The organism is Streptomyces sp. NPDC006655 (assembly GCF_040703965.1).
GTDB lineage: Bacteria > Actinomycetota > Actinomycetes > Streptomycetales > Streptomycetaceae > Streptomyces.
In genome coordinates this window covers 1-20,694 of the sequence record NZ_JBEYJU010000128.1, presented here as the reverse complement: position 1 = coordinate 20,694, position 20,694 = coordinate 1, and the positions used below count along the sequence as shown (strand labels likewise).

Below are 20,694 nucleotides of genomic sequence, written 5' to 3'. Positions count from 1 at the left end.
CGAACTGACCCCGACTCCACCCGACTGACCGCGAACTGACCCCGACTCCACCCGAGCGGGCCGCCGGTGACCACCGGCGGCCCGCTCGTCCTTTCCGTCCGGTCCTGTAGCCCCCACCGACCCGCACCCGACCGCGTCAGACCCACCCGGCGAATTCAAGCAACAGCTCCGCATCCCTGGGCCGCCCCACCCGAAGGGCCCGCACCCCCGACTCCACCGCCCGGAACAACGTCCACCCCCGCAACCGCTCCTGATCCACCTCGAGCGACTCCGCGAGCCGCTTGATCCGCCGCCGGGTGATGGACGCCCCGGAGGGGGACGCGATCAGATCCTCCACCCGGTCCCGCACCAACCGCGCCAGGTCGAACGCGCACTCCCCGACCACCGGATCCGGCCCCACCGCAAGCCACGGCAACCGCTCCCCGGCCAGCACCTTGCTCTGCCGGAACGTGCCGTGCAGCAACCGCGGCTCCGGCTCGCCGGCCAGCAACTCCTCCCGGGCGGCCAGCGCCCCCGCCACCAGCGCCGCCAGGTCCGCGTCCCCGGCCGCCGCGGCCATCGCCGCCGCCTGCCGTCCCGTCCGCTCGGCCACGGTCTCGAACACGGGCCCCGACGGCGGTTCCACCCAGAGCCGCCGCAACGTGCCCGCGGCCTCCAGCAGCGCCTTCGCCTCCGGCAGCGACCGCACCGACACCTCCGGGTGCAGCCGCTCCAGCAGCAGCACCCCGGCGGCCGCGTCGTCCTCCAGCAGCCGCACCGCCCCCAGCCCGGCCCAATGGGCCAGCGCGGCCGCCTCGCCCTCCGGACGGGCCCGCCGCGGCGCCAGCTTCAGCACCGCCGGTGTCCCGTCCGGCCGCCGGACCAGCAGCACGACACTGCTGCGACCGCCGGGCACCTGCACCCGCTCCACGGTCAACTCGCGTAGCGAGACGGCTCGTTCCACCGCACCCGGCAGCTTCTCCAGCCACTCGTCACCGTCCGGCGCCGTCTCACCGAGCGCCTTCACCAGGCGCCGCGGCGGTTCGAAAGCCATACGCGAGTCGTTCCTTCCTGTCCTAGGGAGTCGCCGAGGCGGTGGGCGAGGCCGAGCCGCCGGCCTGCCCCTGCGGCGCGCCCCGCTCGGCGAGCCCAGGGAAGGCTACGCTCTCCCCGCGCCAGCGCACCGCCCGCACCGCGGCCTCCCGCAGTGCCCCGGCCGCCGCGCCGCGCCGCCGGCCCGAGGAGGCCCGGACCAGGTCGGAGTAGACGTCGGCGACCCGGTCCTCCAGATCGGCGGCGAGCCGTACGGCCGTCGCCGGGTCGCTCACCGCGAACGGCAGCGCGTACGCCGCGCTCGCGGCGACGGGCTCACCGCCCAGGTCCCGCACCTCCCGGGCCAGTGCGTCCCGGCCTGACCGGTGCGCGTCGTAGGCGGCGCGCGCCTCGGCCAGCCGCTGCGCGCCGACCCGGCCGCCGACCACCCCGTAGCCGTACACCGCCGCGTGTTCGGCCGCCAGTGCCGCCTGGAGCGCCCTGAGCACGCCCGTCCTGGCCTCGTCGCTCACTTGTCACCCTTCGTTAGCAGGTACGCGTGCCCGGCACCGGCGGCCGCCACGCCCGCGAGCAGTCGCGCCAGCTCGCCGGGGACCTCCAGGAGCGCCTTGGCCCGCTGGTCGGCGAGGCTCCGCTCGGCCGCGGCCAGCCAGGCGAGCGCGGCCTTCTCGTCCGCCGGAACGGCCGGGGAGGCCGAGCCGGACGGCGGAGCGGTGACGGACGCCGGGGCGGTGGCGGACGGCGGGGCCGACGGCGAGCCGGATGTCGAAACGGAAGCCGAAGCGGATGTCGAAGCGGATGTCGAAACGGAGGCAGAAACGGAGGCCGAAGCGGATGTCGGAGCGGAGGCCGAAGCGGTCGCCGAGCCCGTCGCCGTGGGGGAGGCCGTGCCCTCCTCGAACGCCGCCACATGGGCCGCCACCTCCGCCCGCAGCGGCCGCAGCCGGTCCGCGAGCGCGGGATGGGCGGCGAGCACGGCGTCGTACCGCCCGAGCAGCCCCCGGCTGTCCCGGGCCGCACGCGCGCGTGCCCGCTCGGACACCGACGGGGTGGTGCCACCGGGGCCGGGGCCGGCGGAGCAGCCGGCCAGTACGGCGGCCGAGGCCGCTGAAACGATCAGGCTCCTCCTGCGTACTCCCGAGCGGGTACGCGACGACGGGGGCAACGGCACGGCAGACGTCCTCGGGGGGCTCGTACGAACACACGGGCGGGCAGGCGCCCCGCCGTGATCACGTTACCCGCGCATCGGGTCAACCCGCGTCACCGGCTCGTCACCCTCGCGGCGGCAGCACGCACCACCCCTCACGACCCGATACGCTTTGACCAGACACGCGACCCATCCCACAACAGCACACGCGGCCGAGGAGTCACCCGGATGAGCACCACCCAGAGCGAGAGGCTGCGAGAGCTCCTGGAACCGCTCGTCACCTCCCAGGGACTGGATCTCGAAGAGATCGCCGTGGACTCCGTAGGACGCAAGCGGGTGCTGCGCGTCGTCGTCGACTCCGACACCGGGGCCGACCTGGACCAGATCGCCGATGTGAGCCGTGAGCTCTCGGCGAGGCTCGACGACACCGACGCGATGGGCGAGGGGGAGTACACCCTCGAGGTCGGCACCCCCGGCGCCGAGCGCCCCCTCAAGGAGCACCGGCACTATGTGCGGGCCGTGGACCGGCTGGTGAGGTTCCAGCTCGCCGAGGGCGGGGAACTGGTCGCCAGGATCCTGGACGTCGACGACGAGGGCCTCGACCTGGAGGTGCCGGGCGTCAAGGGCCGCAAGGCCACCACGCGCCGGCTCGCCTTCGCCGACATCGACAGGGCGCGCGTGCAGGTCGAGTTCAACCGCAAGGACAAGAGCGACAAGAACGAGAAGGAAGAGGAGGCGTAGCCGTGGACATCGACATGAGCGCCCTGCGGGGCTTGGTTCGGGAGAAGGAGATCTCCTTCGACCTGCTGGTCGAGGCGATCGAGTCGGCCCTCCTCATCGCCTACCACCGCACCGAGGGAAGCCGCCGACGCGCGCGCGTGGAGCTCAACCGGGAGACCGGGCATGTGACCGTGTGGGCGAAGGAGGACCCCGAGGACCTGGAGGAGGGGCAGGAGCCGCGCGAGTTCGACGACACCCCGTCGGGCTTCGGGCGGATCGCCGCCACCACCGCCAAGCAGGTGATTCTGCAGCGGCTGCGGGACGCGGAGGACGACGCCACGCTCGGCGAGTACGTCGGCCGTGAGGGCGACATCGTCACCGGTGTCGTGCAGCAGGGCCGTGACCCGAAGAACGTGCTGGTCGACATCGGCAAGCTGGAGGCCATCCTGCCGGTGCAGGAACAGGTCCCCGGCGAGAGCTACGCGCACGGCCTGCGGCTGCGCTCGTACGTCGTACGGGTGGCGAAGGGCGTCCGCGGACCCTCGGTCACGCTCTCCCGTACCCACCCGAACCTGGTGAAGAAGCTCTTCGCCCTGGAGGTGCCGGAGATCGCCGACGGGTCCGTGGAGATCGCCGCCATCGCCCGTGAGGCCGGTCACCGTACGAAGATCGCGGTGCGTTCCACCCGTTCGGGCCTGAACGCCAAGGGCGCCTGTATCGGCCCCATGGGCGGCCGGGTCCGCAACGTCATGGGCGAGCTGAACGGCGAGAAGATCGACATCGTCGACTGGTCGGACGACCCGGCCGAGATGGTCGCGAACGCGCTGTCCCCGGCCCGCGTCTCCAAGGTGGAGGTCGTGGACCTGGCGTCCCGGTCCGCCCGGGTGACGGTGCCGGACTACCAGCTGTCGCTGGCGATCGGCAAAGAGGGGCAGAACGCCCGTCTCGCCGCCCGGCTCACCGGCTGGCGGATCGACATCCGTCCGGATACCGAACAGGCGTCCGAGTAGATCACCCTTCCCTCAGCCGGTGTTCACCCGGGCGGGGGGAATAGATCCCAGCCGCAGGTGGCTTGGATTACGACAACGGCCGTTCGATCTTTGCCCCGAAGGGGTGAGGTCGGTACGGGGAGGTAGACTTAGTAGTGTCTGGCCGGACGCGAGCCCGCGCATGCCCTGAGCGCACCTGTGTGGGGTGCAGGCAGCGAGCGGCCAAGACCGAACTGCTGCGGATCGTGGCGGTCGGGGACGACTGCGTCCCTGATCCTCGCGGTACGCTGCCCGGCCGGGGTGCATATGTGCACCCCGCCCAGGTCTGTCTGGACCAGGCGGTACGCCGCCGGGCACTCCCGCGGGCGCTCCGCGTCCCGGGCCCGCTGGACGTAAAGGCGTTGCGCCGGTACGTCGAGCAGTAACACCGTAAGAAGCGTCGTGCGGAACGTCCGTGCGGCTCTGGTACCCCGCGAGTTGGAAGTAGGTCGAGATTGCGATGAGCACTCGATGAGCACGCGATGAGTACGCCCATGAAGTAGCGACGGTCCGGACGCACCCGGACCTAAAAGGAGCGAAGTGGCTAAGGTCCGGGTATACGAACTCGCCAAGGAGTTCGGGGTGGAGAGCAAGGTCGTCATGGCCAAGCTCCAGGAACTCGGTGAATTCGTCCGTTCGGCGTCCTCGACGATCGAGGCGCCCGTTGTACGCAAGCTGACCGACGCCCTGCAGGGCGGCGGCAGTGGCAAGTCTGCCCCGCGCAAGGCTGCCCCCAAGCCCGGCGCGCCCTCTCCGGCGCAGTCGGCCCGTCCGGGTGCCCCGAAGCCGGGTGCCCCTCGACCGGCTGCCCCGCAGCCCCCGGCCGCGCCCGCGGCTCCGGCGGCGCCCGCGGCTCCGGCTCCGGTCACCCCCGCGCCGGCCGCCTCCGGCCCGCGCCCCGTCCCGGGTCCCAAGCCCGCACCGCGCCCGGCTCCGGCCGCGCCCGAGTTCACCGCACCGCCGGCGCCTCCGGCCGCCGCGGCGCCGAGCCCGGCCGCAGCGCAGGGCCCGCGTCCCGGTGCCCCCCGTCCCAACCAGGGCGCGCCGCGCCCCGGTGCCCGTCCGGCTCCCGGCCAGCGCGACCAGCGTGACGGCCGTCCGGGCCAGGGCGGTCAGCGCCCCGGTGGCCAGGCCCCCCGTCCGGGCGGTGCCCGTCCGGCCGGTCCGCGTCCGGGCAACAACCCCTTCACGTCCGGTGGCTCCACCGGCATGGCCCGCCCGCAGGCCCCGCGCCCGCAGGGTGGTCCGCGCCCCGGTGGCCCCGGTGCCCCCGGCGCCGGTCCCCGTCCGCAGGCGCCCGGCGCCCAGGGCGGCGGTCCGCGTCCGCAGGCTCCCGGCGGTGCCCGTCCGAGCCCGTCCGGCATGCCCCGTCCGCAGGGCGGTCCGCGTCCCGGCGGCGGTTCCGCGGGTCCGCGTCCGAACCCCGGCATGATGCCGCAGCGTCCCGCTGCCGGCCCGCGTCCCGGCCCCGGTGGCGGCGGTCGCGGTCCCGGCGGTGCGGGTCGTCCCGGCGGCGGCGCCGGTCGTCCCGGTGGCGGCGGCTTCGCCGGCCGTCCCGGCGGTGGCGGCGGTGCCCGTCCGGGCGGTGGCGGCGGCTTCGCCGGCCGTCCCGGTGGCGGCGGCCCCGGCGGTGGCGGCGGCTTCGGCGGCGGTCCCGGCGGTGGCGGCGGCGGTCGTCCCGGCTTCGGTGGTCGTCCTGGCGGTCCCGGCGGCCGTGGTGGCACGCAGGGTGCCTTCGGCCGTCCCGGCGGTCCGGCGCGTCGCGGTCGCAAGTCGAAGCGGCAGCGTCGCCAGGAGTACGAGGCCATGCAGGCCCCGAGCGTCGGCGGCGTGATGCTGCCGCGCGGCAACGGCGAGACCATCCGTCTCTCCCGCGGCGCGTCGCTCACCGACTTCGCGGAGAAGATCAACGCCAACCCGGCGTCCCTCGTCGCGGTCATGATGAACCTCGGCGAGATGGTCACGGCCACGCAGTCCGTCTCCGACGAGACCCTGCAGCTCCTCGCCGGCGAGATGAACTACACGGTTCAGATCGTCAGCCCCGAGGAGGAGGACCGCGAGCTGCTCGAGTCCTTCGACATCGAGTTCGGCGAGGACGAGGGCGGCGAGGACGACCTGGTGGTCCGTCCGCCGGTCGTCACCGTCATGGGTCACGTCGACCACGGAAAGACCCGACTGCTCGACGCCATCCGCAAGACGAACGTCATCGCGGGCGAGGCCGGCGGCATCACCCAGCACATCGGTGCCTACCAGGTCTCCACCGAGGTCAACGACGAAGAGCGCAAGATCACCTTCATCGACACCCCGGGTCACGAGGCGTTCACCGCCATGCGTGCCCGTGGTGCGAAGTCGACCGACATCGCGATCCTGGTCGTCGCGGCCAACGACGGCGTCATGCCGCAGACGGTCGAGGCGCTCAACCACGCGAAGGCGGCCGACGTCCCGATCGTCGTCGCGGTCAACAAGATCGACGTCGAGGGCGCCGACCCGACCAAGGTGCGCGGTCAGCTGACCGAGTACGGCCTGGTGGCCGAGGAGTACGGCGGCGACACGATGTTCGTCGACATCTCCGCCAAGCAGGGTCTGCACATCGACTCGCTGCTGGAAGCGGTCATCCTGACCGCCGACGCCTCGCTCGACCTGCGGGCCAACCCGAACCAGGACGCGCAGGGCATCTCGATCGAGTCCCGTCTCGACCGCGGCCGTGGCGCCGTGGCGACGGTCCTCGTCCAGCGAGGCACGCTGCGGGTCGGCGACACGATGGTCGTGGGCGACGCCTACGGTCGCGTCCGCGCCATGCTCGACGACAACGGCAACAACGTCGCCGAGGCCGGACCCGCCACTCCGGTGCAGGTCCTGGGTCTCACCAACGTTCCGGGTGCCGGCGACAACTTCCTCGTGGTCGACGAGGACCGTACGGCCCGCCAGATCGCGGAGAAGCGTGCCGCCCGCGAGCGCAACGCGGCCTTCGCGAAGCGCACGCGCCGCGTGTCCCTGGAGGACCTGGACAAGGTGCTCAAGGCCGGCGAGATCCAGCAGCTCAACCTCATCATCAAGGGTGACGCTTCTGGTTCCGTCGAGGCCCTGGAGTCCTCCCTGCTCCAGCTGGACGTCGGCGAAGAGGTCGACATCCGCGTCCTGCACCGCGGCGTCGGTGCGGTCACGGAGTCCGACATCGACCTGGCGATGGGCTCCGACGCCATCGTGATCGGCTTCAACGTCCGCGCGGCCGGCCGCGCGGCGCAGATGGCCGAGCGCGAGGGTGTGGACGTCCGGTACTACTCGGTCATCTACCAGGCGATCGAGGAGATCGAGGCGGCCCTCAAGGGCATGCTCAAGCCGGAGTACGAGGAGGTCGAGCTCGGTACGGCGGAGATCCGCGAGGTCTTCAAGTCGTCCAAGCTGGGCAACATCGCCGGTGTCCTGGTCCGGTCGGGCGAGGTCAAGCGCAACACCAAGGCGCGCCTCATCCGCGACGGCAAGGTGGTCGCGGAGAACCTCACCATCTCCGGCCTGCGTCGCTTCAAGGACGACGTCACCGAGATCCGCGAAGGGTTCGAGGGCGGTATCAACCTCGGAAACTTCAACGACATCAAGATCGACGACGTCATCGCGACGTACGAGATGCGCGAGAAGCCGCGCGTCTAGCGGTTGCGGCCGGCCGACGGGACTTCGGTGCCGTCGGCCGGCCTTTTTCCTGCCCTGGGACCGAGGGGAAAGTCGGTCGAGTCCTTGGCAGGGACGGGGTACCGTTCCTGACAGGGCCATCGATCCCGTACCGGCGGGTTAACCGGTTACACACATGTACGTGGGGACTCTGTCCTTCGACCTCCTCCTGGGCGACATCCACTCGCTCAAGGAGAAGCGCTCCGTCGTCCGCCCGATCGTCGCCGAACTCCAGCGGAAGTACGCCGTGAGCGCGGCCGAGGTGGACCACCTGGACCTTCACCGCAGGGCCGGCATCGGCCTCGCCATGGTCTCCGGCGACGCCGCGCACCTGACCGACGTACTCGACCGGTGCGAACGGCTGGTCGCCGGCCGCCCCGAGGTGGAGCTGCTGTCCGTCCGACGGCGCTTCCACGGCGACGACGACTAGACCTGAGAACGACAAGAAGAAAGAACGGGAGCGGACCAGTGGCCGACAACGCGCGGGCGAAAAGGCTGGCGGACCTCATCCGAGAGGTGGTGGCCCAGAAGCTGCAGCGCGGGATCAAGGACCCGCGGCTCGGCTCGCACGTCACCATCACGGACACCCGGGTCACGGGTGACCTCAGGGAGGCGACCGTCTTCTACACGGTGTACGGCGACGAGGAGGAGCGGAAGGCCGCGGCCGCCGGTCTGGAGAGCGCCAAGGGCATCCTCCGGTCCGAGGTGGGCCGCGCCGCCGGGGTGAAGTTCACGCCGACCCTCGCCTTCGTCGCGGACGCCCTGCCCGACACCGCACGCAACATCGAGGACCTCCTCGACCGGGCGCGCCAGTCCGACGCGAAGGTCCGCGAGGCCTCCGCGGGCGCCGACTTCGCGGGCGAGGCCGACCCGTACCGCAAGCCTGGCGAGGACGCCGCCGACGAGACGGACGACGCCACCGAATGACCAGCAAGCCCACCCCGCCCGACGGCCTTGTCATCGTCGACAAGCCGTCGGGCTTCACCTCGCACGACGTCGTCGCCAAGATGCGCGGCATCGCCCGCACCCGACGCGTCGGGCACGCCGGCACCCTCGACCCCATGGCCACGGGCGTCCTCGTCCTCGGCATCGAGCGGGCGACCAAGCTCCTCGGGCACCTCGCCCTCACCGAGAAGGAGTACCTCGGGACGATCCGCCTCGGCCAGAACACCGTCACCGACGACGCCGAGGGCGAGGTCACCTCGTCCACGGACGCGTCCAAGGTGACCCGGGAGGCCGTCGACGCCGGCATCGCCAAGCTGACCGGTGCCATCATGCAGGTGCCGTCCAAGGTCAGCGCCATCAAGATCGACGGCGTACGGTCCTACAAGCGCGCCCGGGACGGCGAGGACTTCGACATCCCGGCCCGCCCGGTCACCGTCTCCTCCTTCGCGGTGTACGACGTCCGGGACGCCGTCGCCGAGGACGGCACCCCCGTACTCGACCTGGTCGTCTCCGTCGTCTGCTCCTCCGGCACCTACATCCGCGCCCTCGCCCGCGACCTGGGCGCCGGCCTGGGCGTCGGCGGCCACCTCACCGCGCTGCGCCGGACGCGGGTGGGACCGTACAAGCTGGACGCGGCGCGCACCCTCGACCAGCTCCAGCAGGAGCTGACCGTGATGCCGATCGCCGAAGCGGCGGACGCCGCCTTCCCGCGCTGGAACGTCGACGCCAGGCGGGCGAGGCTGCTCACCAACGGCGTGCGTCTGGAGATGCCCGACGAGTACGCGGGCACGGGCCCCGTGGCGGTGTTCGACCCCGAGGGCCGCTTCCTCGCCCTCGTGGAGGAGCAGAAGGGCAAGTCCAAGAGCCTCGCGGTCTTCTCCTGACCCGGTTCCGTCCCGGCGCGGCCGGATGTCTCCCATGGAGCGGCGGTCACGGGGTCTGGTGTTGCCGCCGCTCCACGGTCCCCCCTCGGTTCCCCCACCCCTAGGGTGTATCCACCCGCTCCCGCCTATTCACCCGACCGAGCAGGCGCTCGGAGTGAACCGGGGGAGCGGAGGGGGGCGCTTTCCCGGCCTGCTCTGTCCCGCTGATCATTTCGCCCCTACCGTCGGACACCAGGGCACGGGTGTACGGGCGGGGAGGTTCGATCATGGCGGGACGGGGCCCGCGAACCGGGAGCGGTCGCCGGACGGTGGACGGTGCGCGGGGGGCGGACGAGGCGGCGGAATCGGCGGCACCGGTGCTCGACGAACGGCTGGTCCGGATCCGCGACCTCGCCGGGCGCCCGCGCGGCACCGGCTTCCTGGCCGACCACCACGGGACGCTCGTGACCAGCCACGAGGCCGTCGACGGGCTCGCCCGGATCGTCCTGCACGCGGCCGGTGACCGCACCTGCGTGGTCGCCGCGGACGCCGTCACCCCGCTGCCCGCCCTCGACCTGGCCCTGATCCGCACCGAGGGCCTCGCCGTGGACCCGCTGCCGATCACCGTACGGGCGCGGATTCCGGCCGGTACCTACGTACGGATCGCCGCCGACCGCTGGCGCGAGGCCCGGGTGCTCGCCGCGACCCAGGTGACCTACACGGCCACCGACCGTTTCCACCTCCTGGAGGACGCACTGGAGCTGGCGATCGGCACGGCAGGCCGCGACGCCCTGCGCCTCGGCGGCGGAGCGGCCGGCGGCCCGGTCCTGGACGCCGAGACCGGAGCGGTCCTGGCGGTCCTCGGCACAGCACTCCAGTCCGGTCAGCGCGACGTCGGTTTCGCGGTCCCCCTGCACCACCCCGACAGCGGCCCCCTCGCCGACCTGCTCGCCCGGAACGCCGCGACCGTCCCGGCGTACGGCACCGACCTGAACCTCGCCGGGATCCTGGAACTGACGGCCACCTCCGTCGGCCAGGACGGCCCGCCGGGCACCCTCTCGGGCCACGTGGGCCGCGCGACACCCCAAACGGGCGCGGGGGACAGCGCGATCAGCCCCCACCCACCCGCACCCGACCACAGGGACCCCGTCCGCCCCATCGAACGGACCACCGTCTCCCACCAGTTGTCGGCCTTCGCCGAAGGCACCGGGACCGGCACCGGGACCGGCACCAGCACCGGGACCGGCACCGGCACCGGCACCAGCACCGGGACCGGGACCGGGACCGGCACCGGGATCGGCACCGGGACCGGCACCGGGACCGGCACCGGCACCGGTACCGTCCTGGCCCTGGTCGGCGCCCCCGGCACCGGCCGCACCACGGAGCTCGCCGCCCTGGCCGCCCGCCGCCACCGCGCGGCCCACCCCACGCTCTGGCTCCGCGGCGCCGACCTCAAGGACGCCGACACCTCCGTGGCCGACGCCGCCCGCCGCACCCTGGAGCGCGCGGTCCGGATCGCCGCCGCCTCCCGTTCCCAACTCCCCGGCGACCTCGGCGACCTGACCGTGGAACGGCTGGCCGCACTGGCCGCCCGCATCGGCCGCCCGCTGCTCCTCCTGCTCGACGGCCCCGAGGAGATGCCCCCGGTCCTCGCCCACCGGCTGCCCGCCTGGACCGAGGGCACCGCCGACTGGCTAGGGGAGACCGGCGCCCGCCTGCTGGTGGCCTGCCGCGAGGAGTACTGGGAGTGCGCCGGCGCCGAGTTCCCACCCGGCCTGCTGCACGACACCGGTGACGAGGCGGGGTGCGTCCGGCTGACCGACCTCACCCCCGACGAGGCCCGCCGTGCCCGCGCCCGCTACGGCGTACCCGACGGCGCCCTCGTCGACCGCGACGCCCGCCACCCCCTCGCCCTGCGCCTGCTCTCCGAGGTCCGTGCCGCCCTCCCGGACGCCCCCGAGGCCGCCCCGATCGACCGGCACGACGTCTTCGCCGCCCACCTCGACCTGATGTGCCTGCGCATCGCGGTCCGGCTGGCCGCCGAGAACGGCCTGCGCGGCAAGGCCGTCCGACGGCTCGCCGCCCGGGTCGCCGGCCAGGTCCACGAGGCCGCCCGGCGCAGCCTCGGCCCCGGACAGGGGGAACTGGACCGGGAGTCGTTCGAGACCGTGTTCCCCTGGGGGCCCGCCCCCGCCCGTCTCGGCGGCGGTTCCGGCTGGGCCTCCGCCGTACTCACCGAGGGCCTGCTGGTCCCCGCCGGCGGCGGCTACCGCTTCGCCCACGAGGAACTCGCCGACTGGCTCCAGGGCATGCACCTGGACCTGGACGAGGCCCTGCACACCCTCGTGCACCGCCACCGCAGCCCCCACCAGGACCCCCAGGCCCTGCCCGTCCCGCACCACCGGATCGGCCCGGTCGTCCAGGCGCTGCTGCTCCTCGACCGGCAGTACGGCCCGGACGGACTGGCGCCACGCCTCCATGAGCTGGCGCATGCACTGGACCTCGACCCCGGCTCCTGGTGGGCCGCACGGCTGCTCGCCCAGACCCTGCTGCGACTGCCCGACGCGACCCCGTACAACGCCGTGCTGAAGCTGCTCGCGGACCGCGTGGTGCGTCGGCGGCGCGCGGTGTCCGACACGTTCGGACCCGACACGTTCGGACCCGACACGTTCGGGCCCGACACGTTCGGGCCCGCCTTCTGGACGGCGCTCGCCCTGTCCGACGCCGACCGTTTCGATCTGCTGCGCAGACTGGTCCTCGCGGACGAGCCGTCGCCGGAGACGGCGGGCGTCGGGCGGTTCGGGCCCCGGCCGACGGCCGAGGACGCCGAAGGCGCGGTGCCGCGCTTCCTGGACGCCGTCGCCCGGCTGCTCGCCGCCGACCCCGCCGCCGTACAGCCGTACCTCACGAAGTGGTTCGACGACGAGCGGCCGTTGCCCGCTATGCCGCACGCCACCGTCGCCACCGCGGCGCAGGCGCTGCTGCACACCCATCGGCACGGTGCGCTGGACGAGCTGACCGAGGTGCTGGTGGACGCGGCGCACCGGCGCGGCGACGAACTGCTCGGCGTGCTCGCCGAGGACGAGCCCTCCGCCGTGTGCCGGGCCGTGGACCGCTGGGCGCACGACGAGCGCCCGGCCCGCCGGGTGGCCGCCGTCGCCCACGCACTGCGTGCCGCGCCGCACGTGCGCGGCGACGCCGACCGTGAACTGCTCCGGTACGCCGCGCTCGGCCTGCTCGCCCGCCCCGCCGACTGCACCCTGCACGGCGGCGCCCTCGCCCTGCTGGTGCGGGACCCGGCGACCCGCGAGCGTCACCTCCCGGCGGCCCTACGGCACTTCGCCGCCGAGGACCCCCAGCTCACCCCCACCGCCCTGGTCCCCGCACTGACCACCCACCCCGAGGAGGTCCTGGCGGCCTTCCGGGCCCGGCTGCGCGGCCCGGACGCCGGACCGGTGCTGCGCGCCCTCGCCGACGTCACCGTGGCCACGCACCTGGAGCGCGTCACCGAGCTGGTCCAGGAGGCCGCCGAGCTGCGGCCGGAGCTGGCCGGGCAGGTCGCCGGGTTCGTCGAGCGCCACCTCGACCGGGGCGCCGAGTCCCGCGCGATCCTCCTGCCGCTCGTCACCGGACTGCTCGACGACGGCCCCGAACCGGTGCGGGCGGCCCTCGCGACCGTGCTCGGCGCGGCCGGCGCCCCCGCCTCGCAACCGCTGCGCCGCGAGCTCCTCGAGTTCCTGCTCGCCCATGAGCGCGACCCCGGCGTGCTGGACGCGCTGCTGCACGCGGCCGCCGCGCAGCGCGGGGAGGACGGTGACCGGATGCGCGACCTGGTCCGCCGCACCGGACTGCTCCTGGTCCGCACCCCGGACGGCGCGACCCGCTTCGACCGGGGGCTGGTGGACCTGGGCCGGCACGTTCCCGGGTTCGCCGCCCTGATGGCGCGCTGGCTCACCGACACCCCCGACGAGTGGGCCGCGGTGGTGGGACCGAGCACCCGGCGGATGCTGGGAAACCTGGCCGGAGTGAAGGTCCCGGCGTGACCGCGGACACGTGCGCCCGGTCACAGCGACCGTGCCGGTGTGAGCCGAGTCCCGCAAACATGGCACCCTTAGAGCTGCGTAAGAGGGACAACGGACAAAGGTTCGAGGAGCGGTCACAGTGCAGCGCTGGCGTGGCTTGGAGGACATCCCCGAGGACTGGGGGCGCAGCGTCGTCACCATCGGTTCCTATGACGGGGTGCACCGCGGGCACCAGCTGATCATCCGGCATGCCGTGGACCGCGCCCGTGAGCTGGGCATCCCCGCGGTCGTCGTCACCTTCGACCCGCATCCCAGCGAGGTCGTCCGCCCCGGCAGCCACCCGCCGCTGCTCGCCCCGCACCACACCCGCGCCGAGCTGATGGCGGAGCTGGGCGTGGACGCGGTGCTGATCCTCCCCTTCACCACCGAGTTCTCGAAGCTGTCGGCCGCCGACTTCGTGGTGAAGGTCCTGGTCGACAGGTTGCACGCCAGGGCGGTCGTGGAGGGCCCCAACTTCCGCTTCGGCCACAAGGCGGCGGGCAACGTCGAGTTCCTGATCGAACAGGGCGCGGTGTACGACTTCGAGGTCGAGGTCGTCGACCTGTTCGTGCGCGGCGCGGCGGGCGGCGGCGAGCCGTTCTCCTCGACCCTGACCCGGCGGCTGGTCGCCGAAGGCGACATGGCGGGCGCCCGCGAGATCCTGGGCCGCCCGCACCGGGTGGAGGGCGTGGTCGTGCGCGGCGCCCAGCGCGGCCGCGAGCTGGGCTTCCCCACCGCCAACGTGGAGACCCTCCCGCACACCGCGATCCCGGCCGACGGTGTCTACGCCGGCTTCCTGCACGCCCAGGGCGAAGTGATGCCGGCCGCGATCTCCGTGGGCACGAACCCGCAGTTCGACGGCACCGAGCGCACGGTGGAGGCGTACGCCATCGACCGTGTCGGCCTCGACCTGTACGGCCTGCACGTCGCCGTCGACTTCCTGGCGTTCGTGCGCGGCCAGGCCAGGTTCGACTCCCTGGACGCCCTGCTCGAGCAGATGGCCGAGGACGTCAAGCGCTGCCGGGAACTGGTGGCGGCCGAGGACACCTGAGCCCGGGGACGGCTCGACATACGCCGAAGGGCGGCCGGTGCGCCGAGGCACCGACCGCCCTTCGGCGTTCCGGCTACTGCTGCGGGGGCTGCCCCGGCTGCTGAGGCTGAGGCTGCGGCTGCGGCTGCGGCTGCGGTGTCCGGGCCTGCGGCGCCGGCTGACCGGGCTGCGGGAATCCGTACCCGCCGGGCTGGCCCGGGGGCGCGGGCGGCTGGGCACCCGGCTGCGGGTAGCCGTAACCCGGCTGAGGCTGCGCCTGCGGAGGCAACGGCTGCGGAGGCAACGGCTGCGGGGGCTGCCCCGGCTGCTGCGGATGGGGCTGCGCGGGCTGGGCACCGGGCTGCGGGTAGGGCTGCGCGGGCAGGGCACCGGGCTGCGGCCCGCCGCCGTACAGCTGCTGCTGGGGCGGGTACGGCTGTCCGGGCTGCTGTGGGTACGGCGGCTGACCCGGCTGCTGCGGAGAGGGCTGTGGCCCGGCTGCGTACGGCTGCTGTTGCTGACCCGGCGCGTACTGCTGCTGCACCGGCAGCGGCTGCCCCGGCAGCGGCGGGGCGGCCACCGGCGGCGGGTTGCCGTCGCTGGTCCACAGGCCGTGCATCTGCTGGTGCCGTACGAAGTCCTCGGCGACCATCGCCGCCAGGTTGAAGTACGCCTCCCGGACCTTCGGCCGCATCATGTCGAGGTCCACCTCGGCACCGGCGGACAGATGCTCGTCGAAGGGGACGACCACAACGCCCCGGCAGCGCGTCTCGAAGTGCTGCACGATGTCCTCGACCTTGATCATCTTGCCGGTCTCGCGGACCCCGGAGATCACGGTGAGGGACCGGGACACGAGGTCGGCGTAGCCGTGCGCGGACAGCCAGTCCAGCGTCGTGCTCGCGCTGCTCGCACCGTCCACCGACGGCGTCGAGATGATGATCAGCTGGTCGGCGAGGTCGAGCACCCCGCGCATGGCGCTGTAGAGCAGGCCGGTGCCCGAGTCGGTGAGGATGATCGGGTACTGCCTGCCGAGCACATCGATCGCGCGCCGGTAGTCCTCGTCGTTGAACGTGGTCGAGACGGCCGGGTCGACGTCGTTGGCGATGATCTCCAGGCCGGACGGCGCCTGCGAGGTGAACCGCCTGATGTCCATGTACGAGTTGAGGTACGGGATCGCCTGAACCAGGTCACGGATGGTGGCCCCGGTCTCCCGGCGCACGCGGCGGCCGAGGGTGCCGGCGTCCGGGTTGGCGTCGATGGCGAGGATCTTGTCCTGGCGCTCGGTGGCGAGCGTCGAGCCGAGCGCGGTGGTCGTGGTGGTCTTGCCGACCCCGCCCTTGAGGCTGATCACCGCTATCCGGTAGCAGGACAGCACCGGCGTACGGATCAGCTCCAGCTTCCGCTGCCGCTCGGCCTCCTCCTTCTTACCGCCGATCTTGAACCGGGAGGACGCGGCGGCGGGCCTGCCGCTCTTCGCCTTCTGCTTCTTGTTGTTGAGCAGCCGGTCGGAGGACAGCTCCACGGCGGCGGTGTAACCCAGCGGCGCGGCACCGGGATTGGTCATCTGCCGCTGGTCGTGCTGGATGGGCTGCGGCCAGGCGGCACCGGCCCGGGGGTCGACGGGCGCCTGGGGGGCCTGCGGCGCGTGGGGACCGTGCGGGTCCTGAACGGGCGGGGCGGGCTGGGCGGCACGCGGGTCCTGGGCCGGGGACATCGGAGGCTGGGCGCCGGGCTGCGGGAAGCCGTAGCCGCCCGGGACGGTCCCCTGGGAGGCCGGAGGCGTGGGGGCGCCGGGGTAGCCGTAGCCGCCCGGCGCCTGCGGGGCTTGAGGGTGCGGGGGCTGCGGCTGCCCGGGGTAGCCGTAGCCGCCCGGTGCCTGCGGCGGGACGGGAGCGGTCGGCTGCGGGAAGCCGTAGCCGCCCTGGGCGTCGGGCGCCGGGGGCTGCGGTTGGCCGGGCTGCGGGAGGCGGTAACCACCCTGGGCGTCGGGGGCGGGCGGTTGCTGTGCCGGGGGCTGCTGGGGAGCGTACGGCTGGCCGGGTTGCGGTGCCGGGGGCTGCTGCCAGGCGGCGGGCGCGGGCTGCGGCGCCTGCGGCTGGAACGGCGGCTGCGGGCCGGGCACGCCGGCGGGCCCCTGGGCGGCGGCCGGCTGAGGCTGCCCCTGCGGGTGCGGGTGCGGGTGCGGGTGCGGCTGGGCAGGCGTGGGGTCCGGCGCCGCGGTCGGCTGCGCGGGCCACTGGGCGGCGGGCGCGGGCGCGGCGGGCTGGTACGAGGGCGGCAGCGGCGGCACCGCGGCCGGTGGCGTCGGCGAGGGAGTCCAGGCGGTGGGCACGGCGTCCTCGGGGGACGGAGGCGCGTGCTGCGGGGCAGGGGGGACGGGTGCGGCGTCCTGAGGCCGGGGCTCCGCCGGGGCCTCCGCTGCTACGGCGTCGGCGGACTCGTCGGCCGCGGGCACCGTCTCGTCACCGGCACCCTCGTCCTCGGCGCCGTCATCCTTGGCGCCGTCATCCTTGGCGTCGACCGTGTCTTCGCCCCGGCCCTCGACCGCGTATTCGCCCTCGCTGTCGGTCTCGGCGACCTGGGCGGCTTCCTGGACGGGTTCGTCGCCGGGGCCGTCGGCGACCAGGGCGGGCTCGTCGCCGGGGCCGTCGGCGACCTGGGCGGCTTCCTGGACGGGCTCGTCGTCGGGGCCGTCGGCGACCAGGGCGGGCTCGTCGTCGGGGCCGTCGTTCTCGTCGTGCGCATCGGCAGCCGGTTCGTCCGTGGAGCCGGTCGCGTCGTCGGTGACGAGGCGCAGCGCCTCGTCCTTGCCGGACGGATCAGACGCCTCGGCCTCCTCAGCAACCTCTGCCTCCGCCTCCGCCTCCGTCTCCACGTTCTCCGGGTCCACCGGAAGCGCGTCGACGTCCGCCGCGGATTCCGCGTCGTCGACGCTTCCCCCGGCCTCTTCGGTTTCTTCGGTTCGTTCGGCTTCCCGGTCGGCCGCACTCTCCTCCGGGGCCCCGGCCATCTCACGCTTCAGGGCGACCGCGGAGAACCGCATGGTCGCGCCGCTCTCCAGGTCGCCGTTGTCCGCATCGGCCTCCGGCGCCCGCTCCTCGGCGGGGGACCGCTGCGGCTCGAAACCGACCGGCAGTTTCGGCACGCCCACCGCGCTCCCGACGGGCGGCGCGGCAGGGGTGACCGGCACGACGGGCTCGGCGGCCGGTGCCCCCGCGTCCGCGCTGGGAGCAGGCGGAGTGAACGGCGCGCCAGACGTGGCGGTGGCCGGCGGGGTGAAGGGCGCTCCAGGCGCCGCGGCGGGCGGCGCGGTGAAGGGCGCCCCCGGAGTCGCCGCCGGCGCGGGCGTGAAGGGGGCGCCGGGAGTTGACGCGGGTGGCGGGGTGAACGGTGCTCCGGGTGTCGACGCGGGCGCGGGCGGGTGCGTCGCACCGGGCGCAGAAGCCGCCGCCGGGGTGCCGGCGGCCCCGGGGTTCGACGCGGGCGCGGGCGTGAAGGGGGCGCCGGGAGTCGACGCGGGCGGAGGCGTGAACGGCGCTCCGGGGTGCGCCGAGGGCGCAGGCGTGAACGGCGCCCCAGGGTTTGACGCGGGCGCAGGTGTGAAGGGCGCGCCCGGAGTTGACGTCGGCGGCGGAGTGAACGGCGCTCCCGGTGCCGGCGCGGCACCCGGCCCGGACGTCGGCCCGGACGTCGGCCCGGACGTCGGGGCGGGCGGCGGGGTGAACGCGACTCCCGGACCCGACGCCCCACCCCCCTGCTGGGCATGCGGAGGCGGCGTCAGCCCGGGGATCGGCGCTCCCGGCGGGAACGGCGAACGCGGGTGGCCGGAAGGGGTCGTACCGCTTCCCGACCCCGCACCCGGCCCCCCTGTCGGCACCGCACCCGGCCCGCCTGCCGGCCCCGAGCCGGAGGCACCGCCGGGCCCCGAGGCACCCGGCGCCGGTCCGCCGCCCCCTTCGGCGCCCCCCGAACCCCCCGCCGCGTTCTGCGTGTACCAGGCGGGCGGCGCGTAGTCGATCGTGAACTCGCCCGTCATCTCGTTGAGGGACTCCGCGTCGGGCTGGTCGTCGCCGGGTGTCGCCCAGCCCCCGCGGTTCCCGTCCCGATCGCTGCTCACAATTCCTCCTGATGTGGTCGAGCACCCTCATGCCGTGCCGACGCGACGACCATGTCGTGTCGTTCTCGTCATCCGTATTCGTTTGAGGTAGTCCGATCCACCGGCTCTCCCCCTCGGGGCCCCACGCCGTGTTCACGGTCCCGACGTCGCACCCCCTCCCAGCCTAATCACCACCGGCCACACCTCGGCAGGCCCGTCCGTCTCTCCGCGGACGTCCACCTGGTCACACCGGTCGAACGGTCGCTGAACAAAACGGGCAAGTGGCCTCGGTTCGGGCACCCTTGACGACCCCTGGGGACCGGCCCGCGGTGACGGGGCCGTCGCTGAGCAGGGGGGATAGGGTGAGGCCTGTTCGCGTGAGCACAGATGAACCGGCCCCGGAATCCGGGGCGTTGCGCGCGGACGCCACGGGGGACGGGGGAGTACGAGGTGTGCACGGCAACGGCCGCGACCTTCCCGGAAGTTCTGCCGTACGCGAAGCGCGCAGCAGAGAAGAAAGGGAACGTTCGGCGTGAGCTTCGGCCCACCTCCTTCCATCTACACACAGTCCGCGCTGGCCGCCGACGGCGAGCGCAGAAAGCGGCGCAGACGCCTCTCCGGCGCGCTGGCGGCCGTCGTGGCCGTCGCCCTGGGCGCGGGCGGCGCCCTGTTGCTGGCCGCGGGCGGCGACAGGTCCCCGGGCGCCGGGCGGGCCGCCGTCCCGGCCCCCGACGCGATACGGCAGACCGTCGAGAAGGCCCCGGCCTCACCCGAGGGTCAGGTGGTGGTCGACCACTACGAGGAGGACCTCCCCAAGGAGAGCGACCCCAGCCCGCGTTACGCGCCCGGCACCTGGGCCACCGGCAGGATCCTGGCCAAGGGCATCGGCACGAAGATCATCGGTGTGAGGATCGAACCCGGCGCCGACGAGACGGCCTGGACCCTCCGGCTCGACGGCCACCTCTGCGCCACCACCGGCCACGTGACCGCCGACGGCCGTACGGCGGTCGTGGTGCAGCCCGGCAAGCGCAAGGGCACCAAGGACGCCGGCATCTGCGACGAGGTCGTCTTCGTCGACCTGAACACCGGCAGGAAGCTGTGGACGGCCACGATGCCCTCCGCGCGTGAGGCCTACGTCACCAACACGAACCTCACGCTGGCCGACGGCGTCGTCGCGGTGGCCTGGGGCCACGGTTCGGTGGCGTACGACATGGCGCACGGCGAGCGGCTGTGGAACAGCTCGACCGGCGCCAGGTGCGTCGACAAGGGCTTCGCCGGCGGTGGCGGCGCGCTGCTGGCCCTGGAGAGCTGCGGCGAGGGGACCGACACCACGTACCGGGTGCAGCGGCTCGCCCCGCGCACCGGCAAGCCTGCGTGGACGTACAAGGTGGCCGCCGGCGTCCAGGACGTATACCTGCCCTCCGCCGACCCGCCGGTGCTCGCCGTCGCGGCCGGGGACACCCTGGTCACCGACCTCATCACCCTCGACGGCGATGACGGCGGCAAACTCGCCACCATCCCCATGGGCGGCGACGCCTACGACCCCAGGTGCGGCGACCGCTACTTCTCCGCGGGGTTCTTCGGTGACATCGAGAACTGCGACGGTGTGGTCGTCGGGGCCGACCGGGTCTTCGTCACCAGCAAGGACCAGTCGGAGATCGGACAGCCGGAGAACTGGATCGTCGCGTTCGACCGGAAGACCGGCCGGAGCGAGGGCAAGCTCGACGGCCGCTCGCTGGAACCCGTCGTACCGCTGCGGATGAGCGGTGACCGGCTGCTGGTCCTGCGCAGCAGCCTCAGCGACATCGAGCCGTCCGTCGTGCTGAGCTGGGACCCGGTGACCGGCGAACAGACCCCGTACCTGCTCTTCGGCCTCCCGTCCGACGACGCGGGAGAGCTCAGCGACCCGACGCAATCGGACATCGTGGTGGAGCAGGGGAAGGTCTTCTTCGCGAAGCGGGAACTCGCCGCCGACGACAAGCACCCCAAGGACGCCGTGCTGTCCGTGCTCGGCATCGGCAGCGCCGGTGACGGCTGACCTCTCCACGTGCGACATCGCGCCCGACGTGACCGCCTACGCCCGCCGGATGCTGGACGCGAAATATC

The 20,694-nt window shown here is 73.8% G+C and carries 14 protein-coding genes and 1 pseudogene; 10 read left to right on the top strand and 5 right to left on the bottom strand.

The window, feature by feature from the left end:
• Positions 1-136: 136 nt before the first annotated feature.
• Genes AB0958_RS40160 through AB0958_RS40150 form a run of 3 tightly spaced genes read right to left on the bottom strand, consistent with a single transcriptional unit; the run spans position 137 to position 2,203 of the window.
• Positions 137-1,033: an aminoglycoside phosphotransferase family protein gene (locus AB0958_RS40160; protein WP_366895423.1), complete on the bottom strand. Its 897-nt coding sequence runs from the start codon at positions 1,031-1,033 to the stop codon at positions 137-139.
• Positions 1,034-1,055: 22 nt separating this feature from the next.
• Entirely contained in the window at positions 1,056-1,544 is a 489-nt protein-coding gene (locus AB0958_RS40155; protein ID WP_366895422.1) for a DUF4439 domain-containing protein, read from the bottom strand.
• The gene (locus tag AB0958_RS40150; protein WP_366895421.1) at positions 1,541-2,203 is read right to left on the bottom strand and encodes a hypothetical protein; all 663 of its coding nucleotides are present in this window, start codon (positions 2,201-2,203) and stop codon (positions 1,541-1,543) included. The genes AB0958_RS40155 and AB0958_RS40150 overlap by 4 nt, the downstream gene beginning before the upstream one ends.
• Before the next feature lie 204 nt (positions 2,204-2,407).
• Between AB0958_RS40150 and rimP the strand changes: the two genes are divergently transcribed.
• The 9 genes from rimP (at position 2,408) to AB0958_RS40105 (ending at position 14,513) form a co-directional block, all read left to right on the top strand.
• A complete protein-coding gene (gene rimP, locus AB0958_RS40145) occupies positions 2,408-2,920 on the top strand; it encodes a ribosome maturation factor RimP (RefSeq protein WP_366895420.1) in 513 nt (170 codons plus the stop codon).
• 2 nt (positions 2,921-2,922) lie between these two features.
• Positions 2,923-3,909 carry a transcription termination factor NusA gene (gene nusA, locus AB0958_RS40140; protein WP_366895419.1) on the top strand — a complete coding sequence of 329 codons (987 nt, stop codon included), beginning with the start codon at positions 2,923-2,925 and terminating at the stop codon, positions 3,907-3,909.
• A gap of 134 nt (positions 3,910-4,043) precedes the next feature.
• On the top strand, positions 4,044-4,313 hold the full coding sequence (locus AB0958_RS40135) for a YlxR family protein (protein WP_358975262.1): 270 nt from the start codon (positions 4,044-4,046) through the stop codon (positions 4,311-4,313).
• Between the two features lie 154 nt (positions 4,314-4,467).
• Positions 4,468-7,575 (top strand): translation initiation factor IF-2, encoded by a 3,108-nt coding sequence (gene infB, locus AB0958_RS40130; RefSeq protein ID WP_366895418.1) that lies wholly within the window; start codon positions 4,468-4,470, stop codon positions 7,573-7,575.
• 154 nt (positions 7,576-7,729) lie between these two features.
• On the top strand, positions 7,730-8,023 hold the full coding sequence (locus AB0958_RS40125; protein ID WP_046732584.1) for a DUF503 domain-containing protein: 294 nt from the start codon (positions 7,730-7,732) through the stop codon (positions 8,021-8,023).
• Between the two features lie 38 nt (positions 8,024-8,061).
• On the top strand, positions 8,062-8,520 hold the full coding sequence (rbfA, locus tag AB0958_RS40120; RefSeq protein WP_358975268.1) for a 30S ribosome-binding factor RbfA: 459 nt from the start codon (positions 8,062-8,064) through the stop codon (positions 8,518-8,520).
• The gene (truB, locus tag AB0958_RS40115) at positions 8,517-9,422 is read left to right on the top strand and encodes a tRNA pseudouridine(55) synthase TruB (protein WP_366895417.1); all 906 of its coding nucleotides are present in this window, start codon (positions 8,517-8,519) and stop codon (positions 9,420-9,422) included. Before rbfA ends, truB begins: the two co-directional genes overlap by 4 nt.
• A 266-nt stretch (positions 9,423-9,688) precedes the next feature.
• On the top strand, positions 9,689-13,444 hold the full coding sequence (locus tag AB0958_RS40110; protein ID WP_366895416.1) for a trypsin-like peptidase domain-containing protein: 3,756 nt from the start codon (positions 9,689-9,691) through the stop codon (positions 13,442-13,444).
• Between the two features lie 118 nt (positions 13,445-13,562).
• Entirely contained in the window at positions 13,563-14,513 is a 951-nt protein-coding gene (locus tag AB0958_RS40105; RefSeq protein WP_366895415.1) for a bifunctional riboflavin kinase/FAD synthetase, read from the top strand.
• A gap of 73 nt (positions 14,514-14,586) precedes the next feature.
• On the opposite strand, the gene AB0958_RS40100 is transcribed toward AB0958_RS40105, so the two are convergent.
• Both AB0958_RS40100 and AB0958_RS40095 read right to left on the bottom strand, forming a co-directional pair.
• Entirely contained in the window at positions 14,587-17,535 is a 2,949-nt protein-coding gene (locus AB0958_RS40100; protein WP_366895424.1) for an AAA family ATPase, read from the bottom strand.
• 945 nt (positions 17,536-18,480) lie between these two features.
• Positions 18,481-18,609: pseudogene (locus AB0958_RS40095) on the bottom strand (SCO5717 family growth-regulating ATPase); the annotation flags it as partial.
• Positions 18,610-19,120: 511 nt separating this feature from the next.
• On the opposite strand from AB0958_RS40095, the gene AB0958_RS40090 reads away from it, so the two are divergent.
• On the top strand, positions 19,121-20,626 hold the full coding sequence (locus AB0958_RS40090; RefSeq protein ID WP_366895414.1) for a PQQ-binding-like beta-propeller repeat protein: 1,506 nt from the start codon (positions 19,121-19,123) through the stop codon (positions 20,624-20,626).
• Positions 20,627-20,694 lie beyond the last annotated feature (68 nt).

Bases quoted from the DNA above. Each gene is read 5' to 3' on its own strand.
- AB0958_RS40160 (WP_366895423.1), bottom strand. From the start codon at position 1,033: ATGGCTTTCGAACCGCCGCGGCGCCTGGTGAAGGCGCTCGGTGAGACG.
- rimP (WP_366895420.1), top strand. From the start codon at position 2,408: ATGAGCACCACCCAGAGCGAGAGGCTGCGAGAGCTCCTGGAACCGCTC.
- AB0958_RS40125 (WP_046732584.1), top strand. From the start codon at position 7,730: ATGTACGTGGGGACTCTGTCCTTCGACCTCCTCCTGGGCGACATCCAC.
- truB (WP_366895417.1), top strand. From the start codon at position 8,517: ATGACCAGCAAGCCCACCCCGCCCGACGGCCTTGTCATCGTCGACAAG.
- AB0958_RS40110 (WP_366895416.1), top strand. From the start codon at position 9,689: ATGGCGGGACGGGGCCCGCGAACCGGGAGCGGTCGCCGGACGGTGGAC.
- AB0958_RS40100 (WP_366895424.1), bottom strand. From the start codon at position 17,535: ATGCGGTTCTCCGCGGTCGCCCTGAAGCGTGAGATGGCCGGGGCCCCG.